An 18,524-nucleotide genomic window follows, 5' to 3' on the forward strand; every position below is an offset into this window, starting at 1 on the left:
TCAGCGCGGGAGAATGCTCTCGCCCATCAGATATTCATCAACCGCGTGGGCCGCCTGGCGCCCTTCACGGATTGCCCAGACGACGAGGGACTGGCCACGGCGCATGTCGCCCGCCGAGAAGATCTTCGGCAGTGACGATTTGTAGTTCCGCACATTGGCCTCGACATTGCCGCGGCCATCGAGCTTCACATTCAGAGACTTCAGCATGCCGTCATGAATGGGGTGGACGAAGCCCATGGCGAGCAGCACGAGATCGGCCTTGAGGTCGAATTCCGAGCCCGGAATTTCCTTCATCGCGGCATCGACCTTCACGCAATGCAGTGTCTTTACCTCGCCATTTTCCCCCGAGAAGGATTTGGTGAGCACCGAGAAATCACGCTCGGCTCCTTCCATGTGGGAGGATGACGTGCGCAGCTTCAACGGCCAGTTGGGCCAGGTCAGAAGCTTGTTTTCCTTCTCAGGCGGCATCGGCATCACTTCCAGCTGCGTGACGGAAACGGCACCTTGGCGCACGGATGTGCCGATGCAGTCTGAACCCGTATCACCGCCGCCGATGACGACCACATGCTTGCCATTGGCGAGGATAGGCCGGTTGTCCTGCGGCGGCTCCTTGCCGTTGCGGCGGTTCTGCTGCGGCAGAAATTCCATGGCGAAGTGAATGCCCGCCAGTTCGCGCCCCGCAATGGGGAGGTCGCGCGGCTTCTCGGATCCACCCGAAAGGATCACCGCATCGAAGCTGTCTACCAGCTGCTGGGCATCCTGGGTGACGCCGATGTGAGCGCCATAGTGGAAGGTCACGCCTTCCGCCTCCATCTGGGTGATGCGGCGGTCGATCAGGTGCTTTTCCATCTTGAAGTCAGGAATTCCGTAGCGGAGCAATCCGCCCGCGCGGGAGTTCTTCTCGAACACATGCACGCTGTGGCCGGCGCGCGCCAACTGCTGGGCGGCGGCAAGGCCCGCGGGGCCCGCACCGATCACCGCCACCTTCTTGCCCGTCTTCTCACGATAGGATTCGGGCTTCACCCAGCCCTGTTCCCATGCCTTGTCGACGATCGCGCATTCAATCGTCTTGATGGTGACGGGCGTATCTTCGATGTTCAGCGTGCAGGAGGCTTCGCACGGCGCGGGGCACACACGGCCGGTGAATTCAGGGAAGTTGTTGGTGGAATGGAGATTGCGCGCAGCTTCCTCCCAGTCACCTAAGTAGACCAGGTCATTCCAGTCCGGGATCTGGTTGTTGACGGGGCAGCCATTGTGGCAAAACGGAATGCCGCAATTCATGCAGCGCGCGGCTTGCGATTTGACCGCCTCTTCGGACAGCGGGATCACGAATTCATTGTAGTGCCGCACGCGGTCGGCGGCCGGCGTATATTTCCGGTCCTGCCGCTCGATCTCGAGGAAGCCTGTCACTTTTCCCATCTTATGCGCTCCTCTTCACGCCGATCGTCATGCCGTCACTGTGCTTTTGCGCTTCCTCAAGTTCCTTCAAAGCGCGGGCATATTCGACCGGCATCACCTTCACGAACTTCGGCAGGAAGCCCGGCCAGTCTTCGAGAATGGCTTTGGCACGCGTCGAGCCTGTGTATTTGTAATGCCGCGTCAGCAGCTCCCACACGCGCTCGGCATCGTGCCTGTCCATCTCCGAGGTGAGGTCCACCAGGCCGTGGCCTTGCAGATCACCCGTTGCGTGGTGCAGCTTCTCGATGGTGGCTTCCTCCGCCGGTAGGGGCTGCAGGTCCACCATGGCGAGGTTGCAGCGCTTGGCGAAGTCGCCCGCCTCATCCAGCACGTAAGCAACACCGCCGGACATGCCGGCTGCGAAGTTCCGGCCCGTGTCGCCGATCACCAGCACCAACCCGCCCGTCATATATTCGCAGCCATGGTCACCCACACCTTCGACGACGGCGACAGCACCGGAATTGCGAACCGCAAACCGCTCGCCTGCAACGCCGCGAAGGTAGCATTCGCCGGTGATCGCGCCATAAAGCACCGTGTTTCCGGCGATGATGGATTTTTCCGGCACGAAGCCGATCTTCTCATGCGGCCTGACGATGAGCTTCGCCCCGGAGAGGCCTTTGCCCACATAGTCATTGGCCTCGCCCGTCAGCTCCAACGTCACACCCTTGGCCCCCCAGGCGCCGAAGCTCTGGCCGGCAATGCCGGTGAACTTGACAGTGATGGTGTCCTCAGGCAGCCCCGCGTGGCCATAACGCCGCGCAACCTCGCCCGAGAGCATGGCGCCCGCGGTGCGGTCATAGTTGTGAAGCGCTGACTCGATCACCACCGGCGTGCCGTTTTCGAGCGCCGGCATGGCCTCGGCGATCAGCCTGCGGTCGAGGATCTTGTCAATGCCATGGTCCTGCACGCTCACCTGGCGGGTGGCGACGGGGCCCAGCACATCGGGCTTGGCGAAGATGCGCGAGAAGTCGAGGCCGCGCGCCTTCCAATGCGCAATGGCCTGCGTCTGGTCGAGCCAGGAGGTCTCGCCCGTCAATTCGGCAAAACTCCGCATGCCCATGGTCGCCATCAGCTCACGCACCTCTTCGGCAACGAAGAAGAAATAGTTGATCACGTGCTCCGGCTGACCCTTGAAGCGCTTCCTCAGCTCAGGGTCCTGCGTCGCCACACCCACGGGGCAGGTGTTCAAGTGGCACTTCCGCATCATGATGCAGCCAGCGGCAATCAGCGGGGCCGTGGCAAAGCCGATCTCGTCCGCGCCCAGAAGTGCGGCGATCACCACGTCACGGCCGGTGCGGATGCCGCCATCAGCCTGCACCGCAATGCGGCCGCGCAGATCATTGGCAACGAGGGTCTGCTGGGTTTCGGCGAGGCCGATTTCCCAGGGCAGGCCCGCATGCTTGATGGAGGTCAAGGGAGAGGCACCGGTGCCCCCTTCATAGCCCGAAATCGTCACATGATCGGCATGCGCCTTGGAAACACCGGCGGCCACCGTGCCCACGCCCACTTCGGAGACGAGCTTCACGGAGACCTGCGCCCGCGGGTTCACATTCTTCAGGTCGAAGATCAGCTGCGCCAAATCTTCGATCGAATAGATGTCATGGTGCGGCGGCGGGGAGATGAGGCCCACGCCCGGCGTCGAGTGGCGCACCTTGGCGATGGTGGCGTCCACCTTGTGGCCGGGCAGCTGCCCGCCTTCGCCGGGCTTTGCACCCTGCGCCATCTTGATCTGCATCATGTCCGAGTTGACGAGATATTCCGCCGTCACGCCGAACCGGCCTGAGGCCACCTGCTTGATGGCGGAGCGCATGCTGTCGCCATTGGCCATCACCTTGTAGCGGTCTGCCTCTTCGCCGCCTTCACCGGTGTTGGACTTGCCGCCGATGCGGTTCATGGCGATGGCCAGCGTCGTATGCGCCTCACGGCTGATTGAGCCGAAGGACATGGCCCCGGTCGAGAAGCGCTTGACGATGGCGGAAGCAGGCTCCACTTCGCTGATGTCAATGGGCTTCCTCCCCATCTCCTCGGCACTGCGGATGCGGAACAGCCCGCGCATGGTCTTCAGCCGTTCGGACTGCTCATTCACCAACCCGGCGAAGGCCTTGTACTTTTCTTGCGAATTGCCGCGCACGGCATGCTGCAAGCTGGAAATGGTTTCGGCATTCCACACATGCGCTTCACCGCGAATGCGCTGGGCATATTCGCCGCCCACATCAAGCGCCGCGCGGAACACAGGGTTCTCGCCAAAGGCATCTTCATGGCGGCGGAAGGCCTCTTCGGCGATTTCGAGCAGGCCCACGCCTTCGATCTGGGTGGCGGTGCCCGTGAAATACTTCTCGACGAAGCGGGAGGAGAGGCCCACCGCATCGAAGATCTGCGCGCCGCAATAGGATTGGTAGGTCGAGATGCCCATCTTGGACATGACCTTGAGGATACCCTTGTCGATGGCCTTGATGTAGCGCTTGATCGCTTCATAGGCCGTGATCTTCTCTTCGAGCGTGGGGAGCATGTCCTCCAGCGTCTCGAAGGCGAGATAGGGGTTGATGGCTTCTGCGCCATAGCCCGCAAGCGCGCAGAACTGGTGCACCTCGCGCGCTTCGCCCGTCTCCACCACCAGCCCCACGGAGGTGCGAAGCCCCCTGCGGATCAGATGATGGTGCGTGGCGGATGTGGCGAGCAATGCGGGAATCGGCACGCGCTCGGCCGAAACCGCACGGTCCGACAGGATGATGATATTGTAGCCATCCTTCACCGCGCGCTCAGCCAGCGCACAAACGCTGTCGAGCGCTGCCTCCATATATTCGTGGCCGTTCGCCACATCATAGGTGATGTCGATGGTGGCGGTGCGGAACGGGTTGTCGGCCACCGCACCAATGGTGCGGATGCGCTCCAGATCCTCATTGGTGAGGATGGGCTGCGCCACTTCCAGCCGCATATGGCTGGACGTGCCCTTGAGATCGAGCAGGTTCGGCCTGGGCCCGATGAAGGAGACGAGCGACATCACCAGCTCTTCGCGGATCGGGTCGATCGGCGGGTTCGTCACCTGCGCGAAGTTTTGCTTGAAGTAAGTATCGAGCAGCTTGGCCCGGTCCGACAGCGCGGAAATGGGCGCATCATTGCCCATGGAGCCCATGGCCTCCTGGCCGGTCTGGGCCATGGGCGCCATCAGCACCTTCAGGTCTTCCTGGGTGTAGCCAAAGCTCTGCTGCCGGTCGAGCAGCGGCACGGTGGATTTGGCGCGCTTGGTCTTGGAGGCGGGCAGGTCCTTCAGCACGATCTGGGTGCGCTGCAGCCATTCCTTGTAAGGATGCGCGGTCGAGAGCTGCTTCTTCAGCTCTTCATCGGCGATGATGCGCTTCTGCTCGAGGTCGATCAGCAGCATCTTGCCCGGCTGCAGCCGCCACTTGTGGGTGATGTGCTCTTCGGCGAAGAGCAGGCAGCCCATTTCGGAGGCGAGCAGAATGTGCCCGTCATCGCTGGTCATGTAGCGAGAGGGGCGCAAGCCGTTCCGGTCCAGCGTGGCGCCGATCAAGCGGCCATCGGTAAACACCATGGCGGCGGGGCCGTCCCACGGCTCCATGAGCGCTGCGTGATATTCATAGAAGGCGCGGCGGTCTTCATCCATCAGCGGGTTGCCGGCCCAGGCCTCGGGGATCAGCATCGTCATCGCATGGGGCAGCGAGTAGCCGCCCATGGTGAGGAATTCGAGTGCGTTGTCAAAGCAGGCCGTGTCCGACTGGCCCTCATAGGAGATGGGCCAGAGCTTGGAGAGGTCTTCCCCCAGAATGTCGGAGCGCATGTTGGCCTGGCGCGCGGCCATCCAGTTATAGTTGCCGCGCACCGTGTTGATTTCGCCATTGTGGCAGACGAAGCGATAGGGGTGCGCCAGCGGCCAGCTGGGGAATGTGTTGGTTGAAAAGCGCTGGTGCACCATGGCAAAGGCGCTCTCGAGGCGCTGGTCTTCGAGGTCACGATAGTAGGCCCCCAGATCCTTGCCGAGGACCAGGCCCTTGTAGACGATGGTGCGGGCGGAAACGGAGACCGGGTAATAGGTCTTGGCGCGCGCGCCCAGCACTTCCAGCACGCGGTTCGACACCACCTTGCGGCACACGAAGAGCTTCCGCTCAAAATGCGCCTCATCGCGGATCGTGGGGCCGCGCCCGATGAACACCTGGCGGTGCGCGGGCTCGGTGCCCTTCACCGAATATCCGAGGACGGAGGAATCGACCGGCACGTCGCGCCAGCCCAGAACCTTCAGGCCTTCCTCACGCGCAGTCTCCCACCAGATGCGCTCAATGTCCTGGCGGAACACGGGTTCGCGCGGCATGAACAATTGGCCCACGCCATAATGCCCGGTGCCCGGCAGGTCGAAGCCCAGGCGCTTGGCCTCTTCGGCGAAGAAGCCATGCGGGATCTGCATCAGAAGGCCCGCGCCATCGCCCGCCTTGGGGTCGGCCCCCACAGCACCGCGATGCTCCAGGTTCTTGAGGATCGACAAGCCATCGGCCACCATGCGGTGGCTTTTGACATTGTGAATATTGGCGATGAGGCCGATGCCGCAGGCATCATGCTCATTGCGCGGGTCATAAAGACCGTGCGCCTCAGGAAGTCCCTCTGGCCGGTATTGAATGGTCATGGCCAACTCCTCGCCTCATCCTCGATCTGTCTTACGCCAGCGGACCCCTCATGGACCCGATGGTTGGTCATCTTGTTGCGCAGGTGTCGATCTCTCTGGGGGTGGGGCCTTCGGGTGGCCACCGGACCCGTCCGGGCGATCAAACTCCTGGGCATTCCTAGCCCTGAGCCCTCGCCCTTATTTGTATTTGCGGAGCGTAGCGCGGGGCAAACGAATGGCATCGCCGGCCGGTTTGACCGTCGTATTCAGGGTCTTTGTGGTCGTATTCCGGGTCATCCGGGTCCACTTGCCTTGAAAATTGCCATGAAAGGACAGTGTCACTGTCCTATCTTCTTATGGCAGATTGAGGGGCGCCGCGCAAGGAAGGAATCGTGGCGTCAAGAAATCAGCAATAAAATTTCGCATCGACTTTTCCCGGAAATGGGATAATCTCCCATATATGGAACAAACCTTGCCTTCCGATGACAGCATCGAATGGCGCATCGCGCAACGCATCCGTTCGTTGCGGGGCGAGCGGCAGTGGCCGCTGGAGGAGCTCGCCACCCGCAGCCGGGTGAGCCGCGCCAGCCTGTCGCGCATCGAGAATGGGGAGGTGAGCCCCACGGCCGCTGTCCTCGCCCGCATCTGCAGTGCCTTCGGCCTCACCCTCTCCCGCCTCATGGTGCAGGTGGAGGAGGGCTTTCCAGCCCTCCTGCCGGCGGAGCAGCAGCTGCTCTGGACCGATCCTGAAACGGGCTATGAGCGCCGCGCCGTCTCACCGCCCGCACCGGGCCTCAGCGGCGAGGTGATCGCCTGCGAGCTGAAGTCCGGAACCCGCATCGCCTATGACCGTCCGCCACGGACCGGGCTCGAGCATCATCTGGTGATGCGCGAAGGCGCCCTGACACTCACCGCCGATGGCGTCCGCCATGTGCTGAAGCCGGGGGACTGCCTGCGCTACCGCGTGCATGGTGAAAGCCTGTTCGAAACGCCGCCTGAAAGCGGGGCCAGTTATTATCTGTTCATGGTGTGACAATGGACATCCGCCGCGGCGATCTTTCGGACTCCCGCATCATTGCGCTGCTGCGCTTTCACTTCGAAAAGTGCCATGAGGTGACGCCGCCCGGCAGCGCCCATGTTTTCGACATCTCCCGGCTCGCCGCGGCGGATGTGGATTTCTGGGTTGCCTGGCAGGGGGAGGAGCTTTTGGGCGTCGGCGCCATGAAGCCACTCGATCCCACCCATGGCGAAGTGAAGTCGATGCACACGGCGGAAACCGCCCGCCGCCGCGGCGTTGGCGGCGCTATCCTCCGCCACATCATCGAAACGGCAAGAGACAAAGGCCTCACGCGCCTCAGCCTCGAGACGGGCTCGTTTGCCTATTTCGCGCCGGCCGTGGCGCTCTACAAATCCCACGGCTTCACCGAATGCCCGCCGTTTGGCGGCTATACGCCGGACCCCAACAGCCTGTTCCTCACCCGCGTCATCTAGATCAGCCCCGAAAACTCCATCTTGTGCTAGGATGTTCAGGCTGCAACGCGGAGGTGCAGGCCATGCCGGAACCCATCATCCACGCCTTTTTCGATGAGCCCACCAACACGGTCAGCTATCTCATTGGCGACCCCGAAACGCGCGACGCCGCGGTGGTGGACCCTGTCCTCGACTATGACCATAAATCGGGAAAAGCGAATGTCCGCTCTGCCGATGCCATTCTCGCCAAGGCTGGCCAAGAGGGGCTTACCGTCAAGCTCATTCTCGAAACCCATGTCCATGCCGATCACCTCTCGGGCGCGCCCTATATCAAGCTCAAGACCGGTGCCAAGGTGGCGATCGGCGAGCGCATCAAGGAGGTGCAGAAGATCTTCCGCCCCGTCTTCAACGCCGTCGATGTGTCGGGCGAAGGCGCGGAGTTCGACGTGCTCTTCAAGGATGGGGACCGTTTCACCATCGGCCATCTCCAGGGCCAGGTCATCGCCACGCCGGGCCACACGCCGGCTTGCGTCTCCTACAAGATCGAGGACGCTGTCTTCGTGGGCGACACGCTGTTCATGCCGGATTACGGCACGGCGCGCGCCGATTTTCCCGGGGGCGACGCGCGCGTTCTCTACCACTCCATCCAGCGCCTCATGGCGCTGCCGCCCGAAACCCGCCTCTTCATGTGCCATGACTATCTCCCCAAGGATGGCCGCAAGACTTTCGCCTGGGAAACCACCGTCGCGGACGAGAAGGCCCGCAACATCCACGTCCATGACGGTGTCTCCGAAGACGACTTCGTAAAAATGCGCACCACGCGGGATCAAACCCTCTCCGCCCCCACGCTGCTTCTGCCGTCAATCCAGGTGAACATGCGCGCCGGCCATTTGCCCCCCGCCGACGCCAACGGCATCACCTATCTGCGCGTGCCCATCACCCTCACATCCTGAGACCGCTGCCGACTTCGATACCCAGTTGTGGAGGATGCCCTTTCCTACCCGATGGAGCGCGCGCTGTCAAGGACTTAATTCTTACTCTAGGACGATGAGTCCCAACCCCCGTTCCGTCACCCCGGCGAAGGCCGGGGTCCCGCTCCGGCTGGCGGACGCTTCGCGGGGAAGGACCAGGGGGGGAGGGCGTGCATACAGGCCATGCGCCTGAAAATTGCTTCGCGGGCTCGCGTTTCGTTCTAGTGTATCGTCAGATTCGCGCAGCTTTCCTGGACCCGATGGCCCTGTCCCAAAATTTCCGCGGCATTGCCGCCATTCTCGTGGCCACGGGCAGTTTCGTTGCCAATGACACCTGCATGAAGCTGGCGCTGGAGGATGCGCCGCCGTTCCAGGTGCTGCTGATGCGCGGCATTGCGGCCATTCTCTGGTGCCTGCCGGTGATCTATGGGCTGGGCCTCATCCGGGAACTGCCGAAGGCCTTTAACCCCTGGGTGCTGCTGCGCTCCTTGAGCGAGCTTGTGGCCATTCTCTGCTTCATCACGGCCTTGGCCCGCATGCCGATTGCAGATGTAACGGCGCTCGGGCAGATCTCCCCCTTCGTCGTGCTGCTCGGCATGTGGCTGTTCTTCGGGGAAAAGGTCGGGGGCCTCAGGCTGGCGCTGGTCGGCGTCGGCATCACCGGCGCCCTCATGGTGGCGCAGCCGGGCGGCGTTGCCTCCTCGCCCTTCGCCATCTTCGGCTTCCTGACCGCGGTGGGGGCGGCCTTCCGGGATATTCTCTCGCGCAAGGTGCCCGCCCGCACGCCGGCCTTGGCCGTCACCTTCTCCACGCTGCTCATCGTCATGCTGGGGGCGCTTGCCATGTCGCTCCTCTTCGAAGCGCAGGTTGAGCCCACCTGGCGCCATGCGGGCTTGATGTTCATCGCAGGCTTCTTCCTGATGTGCGGCCACTCCTTCGTGTTCATGGCCTACCGCATGTCGCCCGCGCGGGTGGTGGCGCCCTTCAACTATGCCTTCATGATCTGGGCCGTGCTCTCGGGCCTCATCGTCTTCAACCAGGTGCCGAACGGGCTGGCGATTGCCGGCATGGCCCTCATCATGGCGGCGGGGCTTGCCGTCGTCATTCTTGAAGGCCGCACGCGCCAGGGCGCCGTGGCACCCGTGGAGCTCTGACGCATGGCGCGCCTCATCGATGCCACCTCCGGCCTGTTCGAACGCATCCCCTATGCGGTGATCGGCCTTCTGGGCCGGCTCTCCCTTGCCTGGCTGTTCTGGTCAGACGGGCGCGCCCGCATGGACGGAAGCTGGAACGTGCTTCAGCCGCGCTATGAGACCATGGCGATGTTCCGCGGCGGCTATGACATCCGCTATGTTCCCTATGAGTTTGCAGCGATTGCCGTGCAGGTGGCGGAGCTGGCGCTGCCGGTTCTTCTCGCTCTCGGGATCGCCAGCCGCTTTGCCGCCCTCGGGCTCCTCGTGCTCGTCATCGTGTTCGAGATTTTTGTCCATCCCGGGCCCTATGCCATTCACGGCGTGTGGGCCGCGCTGCTGCTGGTGATCATCAAGTTCGGCCCCGGCAGCCTTTCGCTCGATGAGGTGCTGGGCCGCCGGTGAACCATGAGATGACGCGCGACATTCTCATCATCCTCCATTCCGAGGTCTCGACGCCCGGGCGCATCGGCCACATGCTGCAGGCCATGGGCTTCACCCTCGACATCCGGCGCCCGTGCCTCGGCGAGGTACTGCCGGAGACGATGGAACATCACGCCGGTGCCGTGATTTTCGGCGGCCCGATGAGCGCCAATGATTCCGACGATTGGATTGCCCGCGAGATTGACTGGATCGGCGTGCCGCTCAAAGAGAAGAAGCCCTTCCTCGGCGTCTGCCTCGGGGCGCAGATGCTGTCCAAGCACCTCGGCGGAACGGTGGGACCGCATGCCGATGGCCTGGTCGAGATCGGCTATTATTCGCTGACGCCAACGGAGCAGGGCCGCGCGCACGGCCCCTGGCCAGCCCAGGTCTATCACTGGCACCGCGAAGGCCTCACCCTCCCCACAGGTGCCGTGCGGCTGGCGGTGGGGCAGACCTTCGAGAACCAGGCCTTCCGCTACAATGGTGCAGCCTATGGCATCCAGTTCCACCCGGAGGTGACGCGCCTCACCATGCACCGCTGGGGCGTTCTGGGTGCGCATCGCTTCGTTCTGCCCAACGCGCAGGATTCCCGCGCCCATCTCGAAGGCCAGCTTCTGCATGATGCGGCCGTGAAGGACTGGCTATCGCAATTTCTGTCGCACTGGCTCAACTCTTCCAGTTAAGGGCCGCTTCTGTGCCGGGCTGGCACGCGCATCTCGCGCCGTTAAGTCTTTCTTCGTGAGCTGCAAACCTTTTGGAAACTCTGCCGCTGCATGATGGGCCATGGCCAGCGGCCCCGGCGAGGGACCACGCCACGGCGATCCGGGATCATGTACTGCGTACCCGGTCACCTTTTTCGCGGGGGGCTCCCAAGTCGGGGCTCCCCGCAATTGGTTTTGCAGGCCCCATTGCGAAACCAGAGCCTCCGCATGACATTGTGCCTGTCATGATGTCTCCTCCTAGCTTTCAAAGCTGGCTCCGGCCTGAAGCCTCAGGCCTCTATTGCGTGCCCGGCGATTTCCACATCGATCCGCATGGCGCGGTGCCCCGCGCCATCATCACCCATGGCCATTCGGACCATGCGCGGCCGGGCCATGGCGCGGTTTTGGCCACGGCCGATACGCTGGCCATCATGCGCCTGAGGCTGGGGGAGGGCGGCCTCAACCAGACGCAGGCACTGGCCTATGGTGAGGCACTGGCCGTGAAGGATGTAAGCGTGCGTCTGGTGCCTGCGGGGCATATTCTGGGCTCGGCCCAGGTCGTCATCGACTATCAGGGCCAGCGCGCCGTGATCTCGGGCGATTACAAGCGCCACGCGGACCCCACATGCGATCCCTTCGAACTCATTCCTTGCGATCTCTTCGTGACCGAGGCCACCTTCGGCCTTCCGGTTTACCGCCATGAGCCGGATATGGGAGAAGTGGCGAAGCTTCTCGCCTCGCTCAGGGATTTTCCGGAGCGCACCCATCAGGTGGGCGTCTACGGGCTGGGCAAATGCCAGCGCCTCATCGCGCTTCTCAGGCGCGCCGGCTATGAGCGCCCCATCTGGCTTCACGGCGCGTTGCGGTCGATGACGGATTACTATCTCTCCCGCGGCTTCGCGCTGGGCGAGGTTCCTTCCGTCACCGATGCGCCGGACAAGCTCGCAGGTGAGATCGTGCTCTCGCCGCCTTCAGCCCTGGGGGACCGCTGGTCCCGCCGCCTCGCCGATCCGCTGTCGGCCTTTGCCTCGGGCTGGATGCGCATCAGGGGCCGGGTGCGCCAGCGCGGCGTCGAGCTTCCGCTCATCATCTCGGACCATTGCGACTGGCCGGAGCTTCTGCGCACCATCACGGAGACTGGCGCGCGCGAAGTGTGGGTCACGCATGGGCGCGAGGAGGCGCTGGTCTATGAGCTGGAAAAGCGCCAGATCGTGGCGCGCGCGCTGCGCCTCGTGGGCCGCGAGGATGATGTGGAATGAAGGCCTTCTCGCAGCTTCTCGACCGGCTCACCTACACGCCCGCCCGCAACGCCAAGCTGATGCTGATGCGGAATTACTTTCTGGCAACGCCTGACCCGGACCGCGGCTTCGCGCTGGCGGCCTTGACGGATGGCCTTCCGATCTCCTTCCCCTTGCGCCGCGTGCTGGGCGAAATCGGCGAGAGCCGCTTTGACCCCGTACTGTTCCGCATGTCACGTGATGATGTGGGCGACACGGCGGAAACCGTGGCCCTCATCTGGCCGGTCACGCAAGCAGAAGGCGATGCGCCGCGCCTGTCGGACATCGTGGCCGCGCTCTCGAAGGCGGGGCGCGGCGGGCATGCCGCACTGCTCACCCAATGGCTCGACCGGCTTGATGCAACGGGCCGCTGGGCGCTTCTCAAGTTCCTGAGCGGTGCCCCGCGCGTCGGTGTTTCGGCGCGGCTCGCAAAGCAGGCGGTGGCGGATGCTTTCGGGAAAAGCGTTGATGACATCGAGGAGCTCTGGCACGGGCAGGAGCCACCCTACACGCAGCTCTTCGACTGGCTGGAGCAGCGGGCGGAGCGGCCCCAGATGTCAAGCCTTCCGGTGTTCCGCCCCCTCATGCTCGCTCATGCGCTGGAAGAGGGTGAGTGGCAGGCCCTGGCGCTTGAGGACTTCGCTGCCGAATGGAAGTGGGACGGGATCCGCATTCAAGTTTCATCCAAGGGCGGTGTCACAAGGCTGTTCTCGCGCACGGGCGATGACATCGGCCAGGCCTTTCCGGAGCTCGTCGATCATTTCAAGTTCGATGCCGTGCTCGATGGTGAATTGCTGGTGGTGCGCAAGGGGCAGGTGGCGCCCTTTGGCGATCTGCAGCAGCGCCTTAACCGCAAGAGTGTGACCAAGGCAATGCTCACCAACTATCCCGTGCATGTGCGCTTCTATGATGCGCTGGAGATCGGCGGCGAAGATCTGCGCGGCCTTCCTTTCACCGCGCGCCGGGAAAGGCTGGACGCATGGCACCGGGATTTCGGTCCCGCCCACAGCGATCTCTCGGAGCTGCTGAGCTTCGAGAGCAAGGAGCAGCTGAAAGCGCGCTGGGAGGGAACGCGCGAAGAAGGCATCGAAGGCCTGATGCTGAAGCGCCGCTCAAGCCCCTATCTCGCAGGGCGCCCCAAGGGACACTGGTACAAGTGGAAGCGCGCGGCCCTCACCGCGGATTGCGTTCTGCTCTATGCCCAGAAGGGCGCAGGAAAACGGTCCTCCTTCTATTCGGATTATACGTTTGGCGCCTGGACGGAGAAGGATGGCGCGCCCGTGCTCGTCCCTGTCGGCAAGGCCTATTCGGGCTTCACCGATGAGGAGCTGGTGCAGCTTGACCGCTTCATCCGCCAGAACACGCTGGAGCGCTTCGGCCCGGTCCGCTCCGTCACGGCGAAGCTCGTCCTCGAAATCGCCTTCGATGCGATCCAGCCCTCGGCTCGCCACAAATCCGGCATCGCCATGCGCTTCCCCCGCGTCTCCCGCATCCGCTGGGACAAGCCGGCCCAGGAGGCCGACACGCTCGAAACGCTGAAGGCGCTGATCACGGCAGCGAGGTGAGGCCCGCGCCTGGGGTTACCCCCACCCCTACCTCAAACCTGCCAGCGCCTCTTTCGAAACGCGGCAGGCCACGGAGTAGGCCGGGTTGAACACATTCGCCACATCATAGCGGACGTTCTGGCCCATCACGTGGCTCGCGGCCACTTCGTCGAGGCCGTAGTCTGTCATCAGCCAGTCGAGCATTTCGGTGGTTGCGTGCTGCAGGGCCTGGTCCAATGGACGGGCATTGCCGATGGTGAATATCTCGCTTTCATTCATGCCGCGCGGCCAGCCGATCTTGAGACCTTTGAGAACGCGGGCGGTGAACGTCACCTCGGCGGCCGTTTCGATGCCGGTGCCCACGATCTCGCCATCGCTCTGGCAGGCATGGACGTCCCCCAGGAAGAACAGGGCGCCCGGCACAGAGACGGGGAACATCACCTCCACCCCGGGCCCAAATCCACGATAGTCCATATTGCCGCCATAGCGCCCGCTGGTTGCCGTGGACATCGCCTGGCCCAGTTCAGGCGCCACGCCGAAGCAGCCGATCATCGGCTCGATCGAAACGGACCAATTGACAAGGCTGGGCGGTGGTGCTGCCAGGCGGGCGCGACCGGTTCCGGTGTCGATCAGCCATTCCGTCTTGGTCCGGGCGGGGAAGCGGATGACGGCTGCGGGGTCCACCACATTGGGGCTCAGCACATCGAAGGTCCATCCGGTGGGCCTCGTCATCCGGATATCGCGGATGGTGATCAGCAGCGCGTCTCCCGGTTCTGCGCCTTCGATGAAGAAGGGCCCCGTCATCGGGTTGGGGCGGTCCGCGATCTGAACGCCATTGACGTCAAAGCCATGGGCATCCGCGGTGGCGGCCGTCACCGTGTCTCCGCTGGCGATGGTCAGCACCGGGGAATGGGGGCCAATCGTGTTGTGCAGCAGCGTTGGCGTAAAGCGATGCGCCGCCATCAGGTGAGCGATTCGGCCAGAAGCTTCTTCGCAAGGATCACGGCTGCAGGGCCGTTGGCCGCCGTTCCGTCCGCCCCAACCCGCTTGACGATGCCGGGGTCGCGCGAAATGGCGGAGCCCCCCACCATGACGCCGACCCTCGGGTTGCGCGAACGCTGGCGGACGCGGGCAATGGCCGTGGCAAGCTGGTCCAGGTGCACGTCCGAGCCGACGGAGAATCCGACGACGGCAAACCATTCCTGCGATGTGATGTCTGCTGTCTCATCAACACTGGGCGCCGAGCAGGTCCACACATGCCAGCCGGCGGCGCGCAGGAATTTCTGCACGATGGTGGTGCCCAGGCTGTGCTGCTCGCCCGGTGCCGCAGCCAGCAGGACACGGCGTTTCTCATCATAATCGGGGACCCGGTCCAGCCTCCCGAACAGGTGAACCAGCCGTTGCAGCCGGCCGACGCCGAGCGTCACATCGACGAAATCGATCGCGTCCTCATTCCACAATTCGCCCAGGCGCCGCGCCGCCGGTTCGAGCAGTTCGGCGTGGAGATCGTCAAGCGAGACGCCGCCATCCTTGAGCTTCAGCATGTAATTGGCGGCGTCGTCATTGTCCGGGCCGAGCACAAGCTGCGCCAGCTGTGCGATGTCTTCGGTCCGTGGCGGGGCTTCCGTGGCCGCCGGCTCCTGAACAGTTTCATGAAGCGCCAGAAGGTGTGGCACCACGAGTTCGGCGACGACGCCCTTCAACTTGGCATAGCGGAAATCGGGAAGGTCGACGGCCACATCCAATGGCGGCAGGAACCCTCCGCCGGGTCCAGCCGAACCGGCGGGGCCAAAGTCTGGCTTCACGGAAGCCATGCCGAACTCGTCCTGTTCGTTCGTCATCCCCGTCCCACTTTGAGTCCCCGTTATTTGCTACGGGCTACCCCTTCACATGGATGATACGTAACCCTGCTTCGGAGCGCAATCTGGCAGTTTTCGACCCATGGTGGATTTTTTCGGCGGAGCAGACAGGGTGCCCCCGTCACACAGGTTGCTGCCCCTCAGGCAATGCAACTCAGGCGCCCTATGAAAACCCCCGGCGGTGGACATGGGCCAGGCCAGGGATCCGTTCATCGTCTTCGCAGCTGCGAAAGAGTCAGTTCTGTTTGCACTCGTTCAGAAGGTAGTTGCGGCCATAGAGAGCCTCCGTCAGCACGCGGCCCGCACCGGGGGGCGAGCCCACGGGAATGATGTCGCCGTTCTTCACATTCTGGGTGCACACGGAAAAGGCCTGCTGCTGGCAGGGATAGGCGCCGATGAACTGATAACCGAAGGGCGCACTCGATGTCGTCGGCTTGGTGATCGGGCAGGAGCAGATGATCTCATCCTGGTTCAACTGGCCGACGCCCGGGAAGGTCTTGCCGCGGGTGCTTGTGAAGCAGGTTCCGCCATCGCACTGGGCATATTCGCCTGTGGCACCACCGGCGCAGGTGTAGAGCGCCTTGTTGCCGCCTTTCTTGACTTCGGGGGGCAGGCTGAAGGTGCTGACCATATAGCCGTTGTTCACGCCCGCGGCGTTGTAGTCACAGATGTTCTTCTGGCCGGACCCCGTATTGTAGGAGAGGGGCGGGGCGCTGATGCTGTCACCGTTCTTGATGATGCATTTGGCATAGCTCACCTCCTGATAGACGAAGGCAGTGGCTGCCGCACACAGCGCGTAAGTCTGCTGCTTGCAAATGGCATAGGGGCTGGGCGCACCGGCCTCAGCCGTCAAAGGTGCGAGGATCATCACCAGCAGGGCGGCGCAGAACAATCGGCAGCGGTTCATCATGGTGACTCATCTCCTGGTAGAACAAGCAGCACTGATCCGTGCTGATTGAAGTTACTTACTTCGGAAACTTATCTCTTTGCATAAGAAATCATCGTTAATCTGCTTTGCATGGGAAGAATTGTTTTTGTTGCAGGGGTTTCTGGAAAAAGTATCTCGCAGGGATTGCATTTCGCCGTCACGCTTCGCCGCGCAACCAGTAGACGGTGTAGCCGATCGCCTCCTTCACGGCGTCGGCCGTCTGTTTCAATGCGTCGGGATCGGGCAGGAAATCCAGCAGGTCCAGCGGCTCCGGCGCGGCGCGAATATCGACGGGAAAGGGCGTCACGGGCAGCCCAGCCTTGCGAAAGGTGGCCAGTGCCCGCGGCATGTGCCCTGCTGAGGTGACGAGCAAGGCGGAGGAGAAGCCCCGTCCGCCCCACATCGCCTTCACCTCGCGCGCGTTTTCCGCCGTGGTGCGGCTTTTGCCCTCGATCAGAACCGCATCCGGCGCCACACCCCAGGAGATGAGGAGGCGGCGCATCGTCTCCGCCTCCGGCTCATCACCACCCAGCCAGGGCAGCTGCCCGCCGGAAACCAGCACCGCCTTCACCTTGCCAGCCTTGAACAGCTCCGCCCCATAAAGCACCCGGTCCGCCGCTTCATGCAGGTCAGGAAATGGCCGCCCTGGCGAAGGCCCGCTCACGCCGCCGCCCAGCACGATCGCCACATCCGCCAGCGGCGCCGCACTCACGGGCATCGGCGGATATGCGCGTTCCAGCGCCCCCAGGGCGAGCCGCCCCGTCACCGGCATGGCGGCGATCCACAGCCCGAGGAGCGCCAGTGTCATCGCAAAAAGCCCGAGGCGCCTGCTTCCCCAGGCCATCAGGGCGAGACCCCCACAGGCAACAGCCAGCAGGAACCCGAGCGGCGACGCCAGAATGGCGATGATCTTCGCGAGATACAGCACGTCACTCCCCCGTTTGGCGCCGCTTATGCGGACGCGCCACGAAACTTGGCATCATTTGGTCATCTTCGCAGCCCTATAGTCGCCCTTCAATCCCGCGCCCGGCGTTGAGGGATGCGTGATGATGCATGAGATAATGAAGGAGCGCTGATGGCCGTCCGCCTCTTCTCCTGCCCGCAATGCGATCACATGCTCCGCCTGGGCTCAGCCCAGTGTGGCCAGTGCGGCGCCCCCACGCCGCCGGCGAACAGGACCCCCACCCATATCCTCGGCGTGGCCGGGCTCACCTTCATCTGCATCCTCGCAGCCGCCCTCTTCCTCAGGTGACTGGAGGCTGTTTTGGGGGCCTGCCTTGTTTTGAGCGACATCGTCACCTATCTATAGCCAATCGAATTGCCGCTGCACTGATCCACGGCGCCTGGCAGGTGCCACTGATGACCCTCCCATCAAATCAGACCGGGTAATCTCATGGAAGGCCAGATGGTCTCCTGTGAGGCGGTGCGCGAACGCCACTCCGGCAAGACGGCTGCCGAAAGAAGCAGGCTGCGCTGATGACAGGACTTGTGACCACGGATGTACTGGCACGCATCCTGTCAACCAGCAGACTGCGCAGAAGGGCCGGGCCCAGCCCCGGCCTTTTTATTGCTCACGACACTGAAAGGAACACAGACATGTCCACGGAAATTGCCCAGATTGGCGAGCAGACCCTCTCCCCGGTGGCGCCCCGCAAGCCGCAGGCAAAGGGCGACGCGACGACGGACGCTGCGCGCGCCATCCTGCGTGCCGAGGTGGAGCATCAGCATGCCAAGACCGCAAGGCTGCGCGCGGCGCGCCTGGCCTTTGAGGCCCAGCAGCCCAAGGAAATTCCAGGTTCGCGCGCGCGGCCTTTGAAGCCCAAGACGAAGAAGCGGGCTGCCGCGGCCTCAGCCCCCAAGGGAACGAAACACGCTGCCACTGCTGCACTCGAACCTTGATTTCCCGTCACGAAACGGGTTTTGGTCTTGTCTTTAAGTTGAGTGGACGCCGGCACCGCATGTCTGGCGGATATGAAAATAAATCTAATTCCAACAACCCAGGGTAAGTTCCTTCGGCGGAAATCATTCAGCTAAGCAAGATAATGGTAAGTAAAATCATAATACACTTGCCCTGAAAAAGCCTTCAAT

Annotated in this window: 16 protein-coding genes; 10 read left to right on the forward strand and 6 right to left on the reverse strand. The window is 63.1% G+C overall.

Annotation, left to right across the window (positions count from 1 at the left end):
- Both ACO06F_RS16110 and gltB read right to left on the reverse strand, forming a co-directional pair.
- The gene (locus ACO06F_RS16110) at positions 1–1,419 is read right to left on the reverse strand and encodes a glutamate synthase subunit beta (RefSeq protein ID WP_421693759.1); all 1,419 of its coding nucleotides are present in this window, start codon (positions 1,417–1,419) and stop codon (positions 1–3) included.
- Between the two features lies 1 nt (position 1,420).
- Positions 1,421–6,094, reverse strand: a complete 4,674-nt coding sequence (gene gltB / locus ACO06F_RS16115) for a glutamate synthase large subunit (RefSeq protein WP_421693760.1) — start codon at positions 6,092–6,094, stop codon at positions 1,421–1,423.
- Between the two features lie 451 nt (positions 6,095–6,545).
- Here gltB and ACO06F_RS16120 point away from each other — a divergent pair, with 451 nt between their 5' ends.
- The 8 genes from ACO06F_RS16120 to ACO06F_RS16155 all read left to right on the forward strand — a co-directional run bounded on the left by ACO06F_RS16120 (position 6,546) and on the right by ACO06F_RS16155 (position 13,670).
- Positions 6,546–7,106 carry a helix-turn-helix domain-containing protein gene (locus tag ACO06F_RS16120; protein WP_421693761.1) on the forward strand — a complete coding sequence of 187 codons (561 nt, stop codon included), beginning with the start codon at positions 6,546–6,548 and terminating at the stop codon, positions 7,104–7,106.
- Between the two features lie 2 nt (positions 7,107–7,108).
- Positions 7,109–7,564: a GNAT family N-acetyltransferase gene (locus tag ACO06F_RS16125; protein ID WP_421693762.1), complete on the forward strand. Its 456-nt coding sequence runs from the start codon at positions 7,109–7,111 to the stop codon at positions 7,562–7,564.
- Between the two features lie 62 nt (positions 7,565–7,626).
- A complete protein-coding gene (locus ACO06F_RS16130) occupies positions 7,627–8,496 on the forward strand; it encodes an MBL fold metallo-hydrolase (RefSeq protein ID WP_421693763.1) in 870 nt (289 codons plus the stop codon).
- A 278-nt stretch (positions 8,497–8,774) separates the two neighbouring features.
- A complete protein-coding gene (locus ACO06F_RS16135; protein WP_421693764.1) occupies positions 8,775–9,668 on the forward strand; it encodes a DMT family transporter in 894 nt (297 codons plus the stop codon).
- A gap of 3 nt (positions 9,669–9,671) precedes the next feature.
- On the forward strand, positions 9,672–10,109 hold the full coding sequence (locus ACO06F_RS16140; RefSeq protein WP_421693765.1) for a DoxX family protein: 438 nt from the start codon (positions 9,672–9,674) through the stop codon (positions 10,107–10,109).
- Between the two features lie 8 nt (positions 10,110–10,117).
- On the forward strand, positions 10,118–10,810 hold the full coding sequence (locus ACO06F_RS16145; RefSeq protein ID WP_421693766.1) for a glutamine amidotransferase: 693 nt from the start codon (positions 10,118–10,120) through the stop codon (positions 10,808–10,810).
- A 263-nt stretch (positions 10,811–11,073) separates the two neighbouring features.
- Complete coding sequence (locus ACO06F_RS16150; RefSeq protein WP_421693767.1) at positions 11,074–12,087, forward strand: ligase-associated DNA damage response exonuclease; 1,014 nt, start codon at positions 11,074–11,076, stop codon at positions 12,085–12,087.
- Positions 12,084–13,670 (forward strand): cisplatin damage response ATP-dependent DNA ligase, encoded by a 1,587-nt coding sequence (locus ACO06F_RS16155; protein ID WP_421693768.1) that lies wholly within the window; start codon positions 12,084–12,086, stop codon positions 13,668–13,670. Before ACO06F_RS16150 ends, ACO06F_RS16155 begins: the two co-directional genes overlap by 4 nt.
- Before the next feature lie 27 nt (positions 13,671–13,697).
- Here ACO06F_RS16155 and ACO06F_RS16160 read toward each other — a convergent pair whose 3' ends face one another.
- From ACO06F_RS16160 to ACO06F_RS16175, 4 genes are all read right to left on the reverse strand, one after another.
- Entirely contained in the window at positions 13,698–14,612 is a 915-nt protein-coding gene (locus tag ACO06F_RS16160; RefSeq protein ID WP_421693769.1) for an acetamidase/formamidase family protein, read from the reverse strand.
- Positions 14,612–15,490 (reverse strand): cobalamin B12-binding domain-containing protein, encoded by an 879-nt coding sequence (locus ACO06F_RS16165; RefSeq protein WP_421693770.1) that lies wholly within the window; start codon positions 15,488–15,490, stop codon positions 14,612–14,614. The genes ACO06F_RS16160 and ACO06F_RS16165 overlap by 1 nt, the downstream gene beginning before the upstream one ends.
- A gap of 253 nt (positions 15,491–15,743) precedes the next feature.
- The gene (locus ACO06F_RS16170) at positions 15,744–16,418 is read right to left on the reverse strand and encodes a hypothetical protein (protein ID WP_421693771.1); all 675 of its coding nucleotides are present in this window, start codon (positions 16,416–16,418) and stop codon (positions 15,744–15,746) included.
- A 175-nt stretch (positions 16,419–16,593) separates the two neighbouring features.
- The gene (locus ACO06F_RS16175) at positions 16,594–17,364 is read right to left on the reverse strand and encodes a YdcF family protein (RefSeq protein ID WP_421693772.1); all 771 of its coding nucleotides are present in this window, start codon (positions 17,362–17,364) and stop codon (positions 16,594–16,596) included.
- A gap of 147 nt (positions 17,365–17,511) precedes the next feature.
- On the opposite strand from ACO06F_RS16175, the gene ACO06F_RS16180 reads away from it, so the two are divergent.
- Together ACO06F_RS16180 and ACO06F_RS16185 are read left to right on the forward strand one after the other, a co-directional pair.
- Positions 17,512–17,688 (forward strand): hypothetical protein, encoded by a 177-nt coding sequence (locus ACO06F_RS16180; RefSeq protein WP_421693773.1) that lies wholly within the window; start codon positions 17,512–17,514, stop codon positions 17,686–17,688.
- A gap of 344 nt (positions 17,689–18,032) precedes the next feature.
- Complete coding sequence (locus tag ACO06F_RS16185) at positions 18,033–18,335, forward strand: hypothetical protein (protein ID WP_421693774.1); 303 nt, start codon at positions 18,033–18,035, stop codon at positions 18,333–18,335.
- Positions 18,336–18,524: the final 189 nt, after the last annotated feature.

Source organism: Aestuariivirga sp., from assembly GCF_965227715.1.
GTDB lineage: Bacteria > Pseudomonadota > Alphaproteobacteria > Rhizobiales > Aestuariivirgaceae > Aestuariivirga.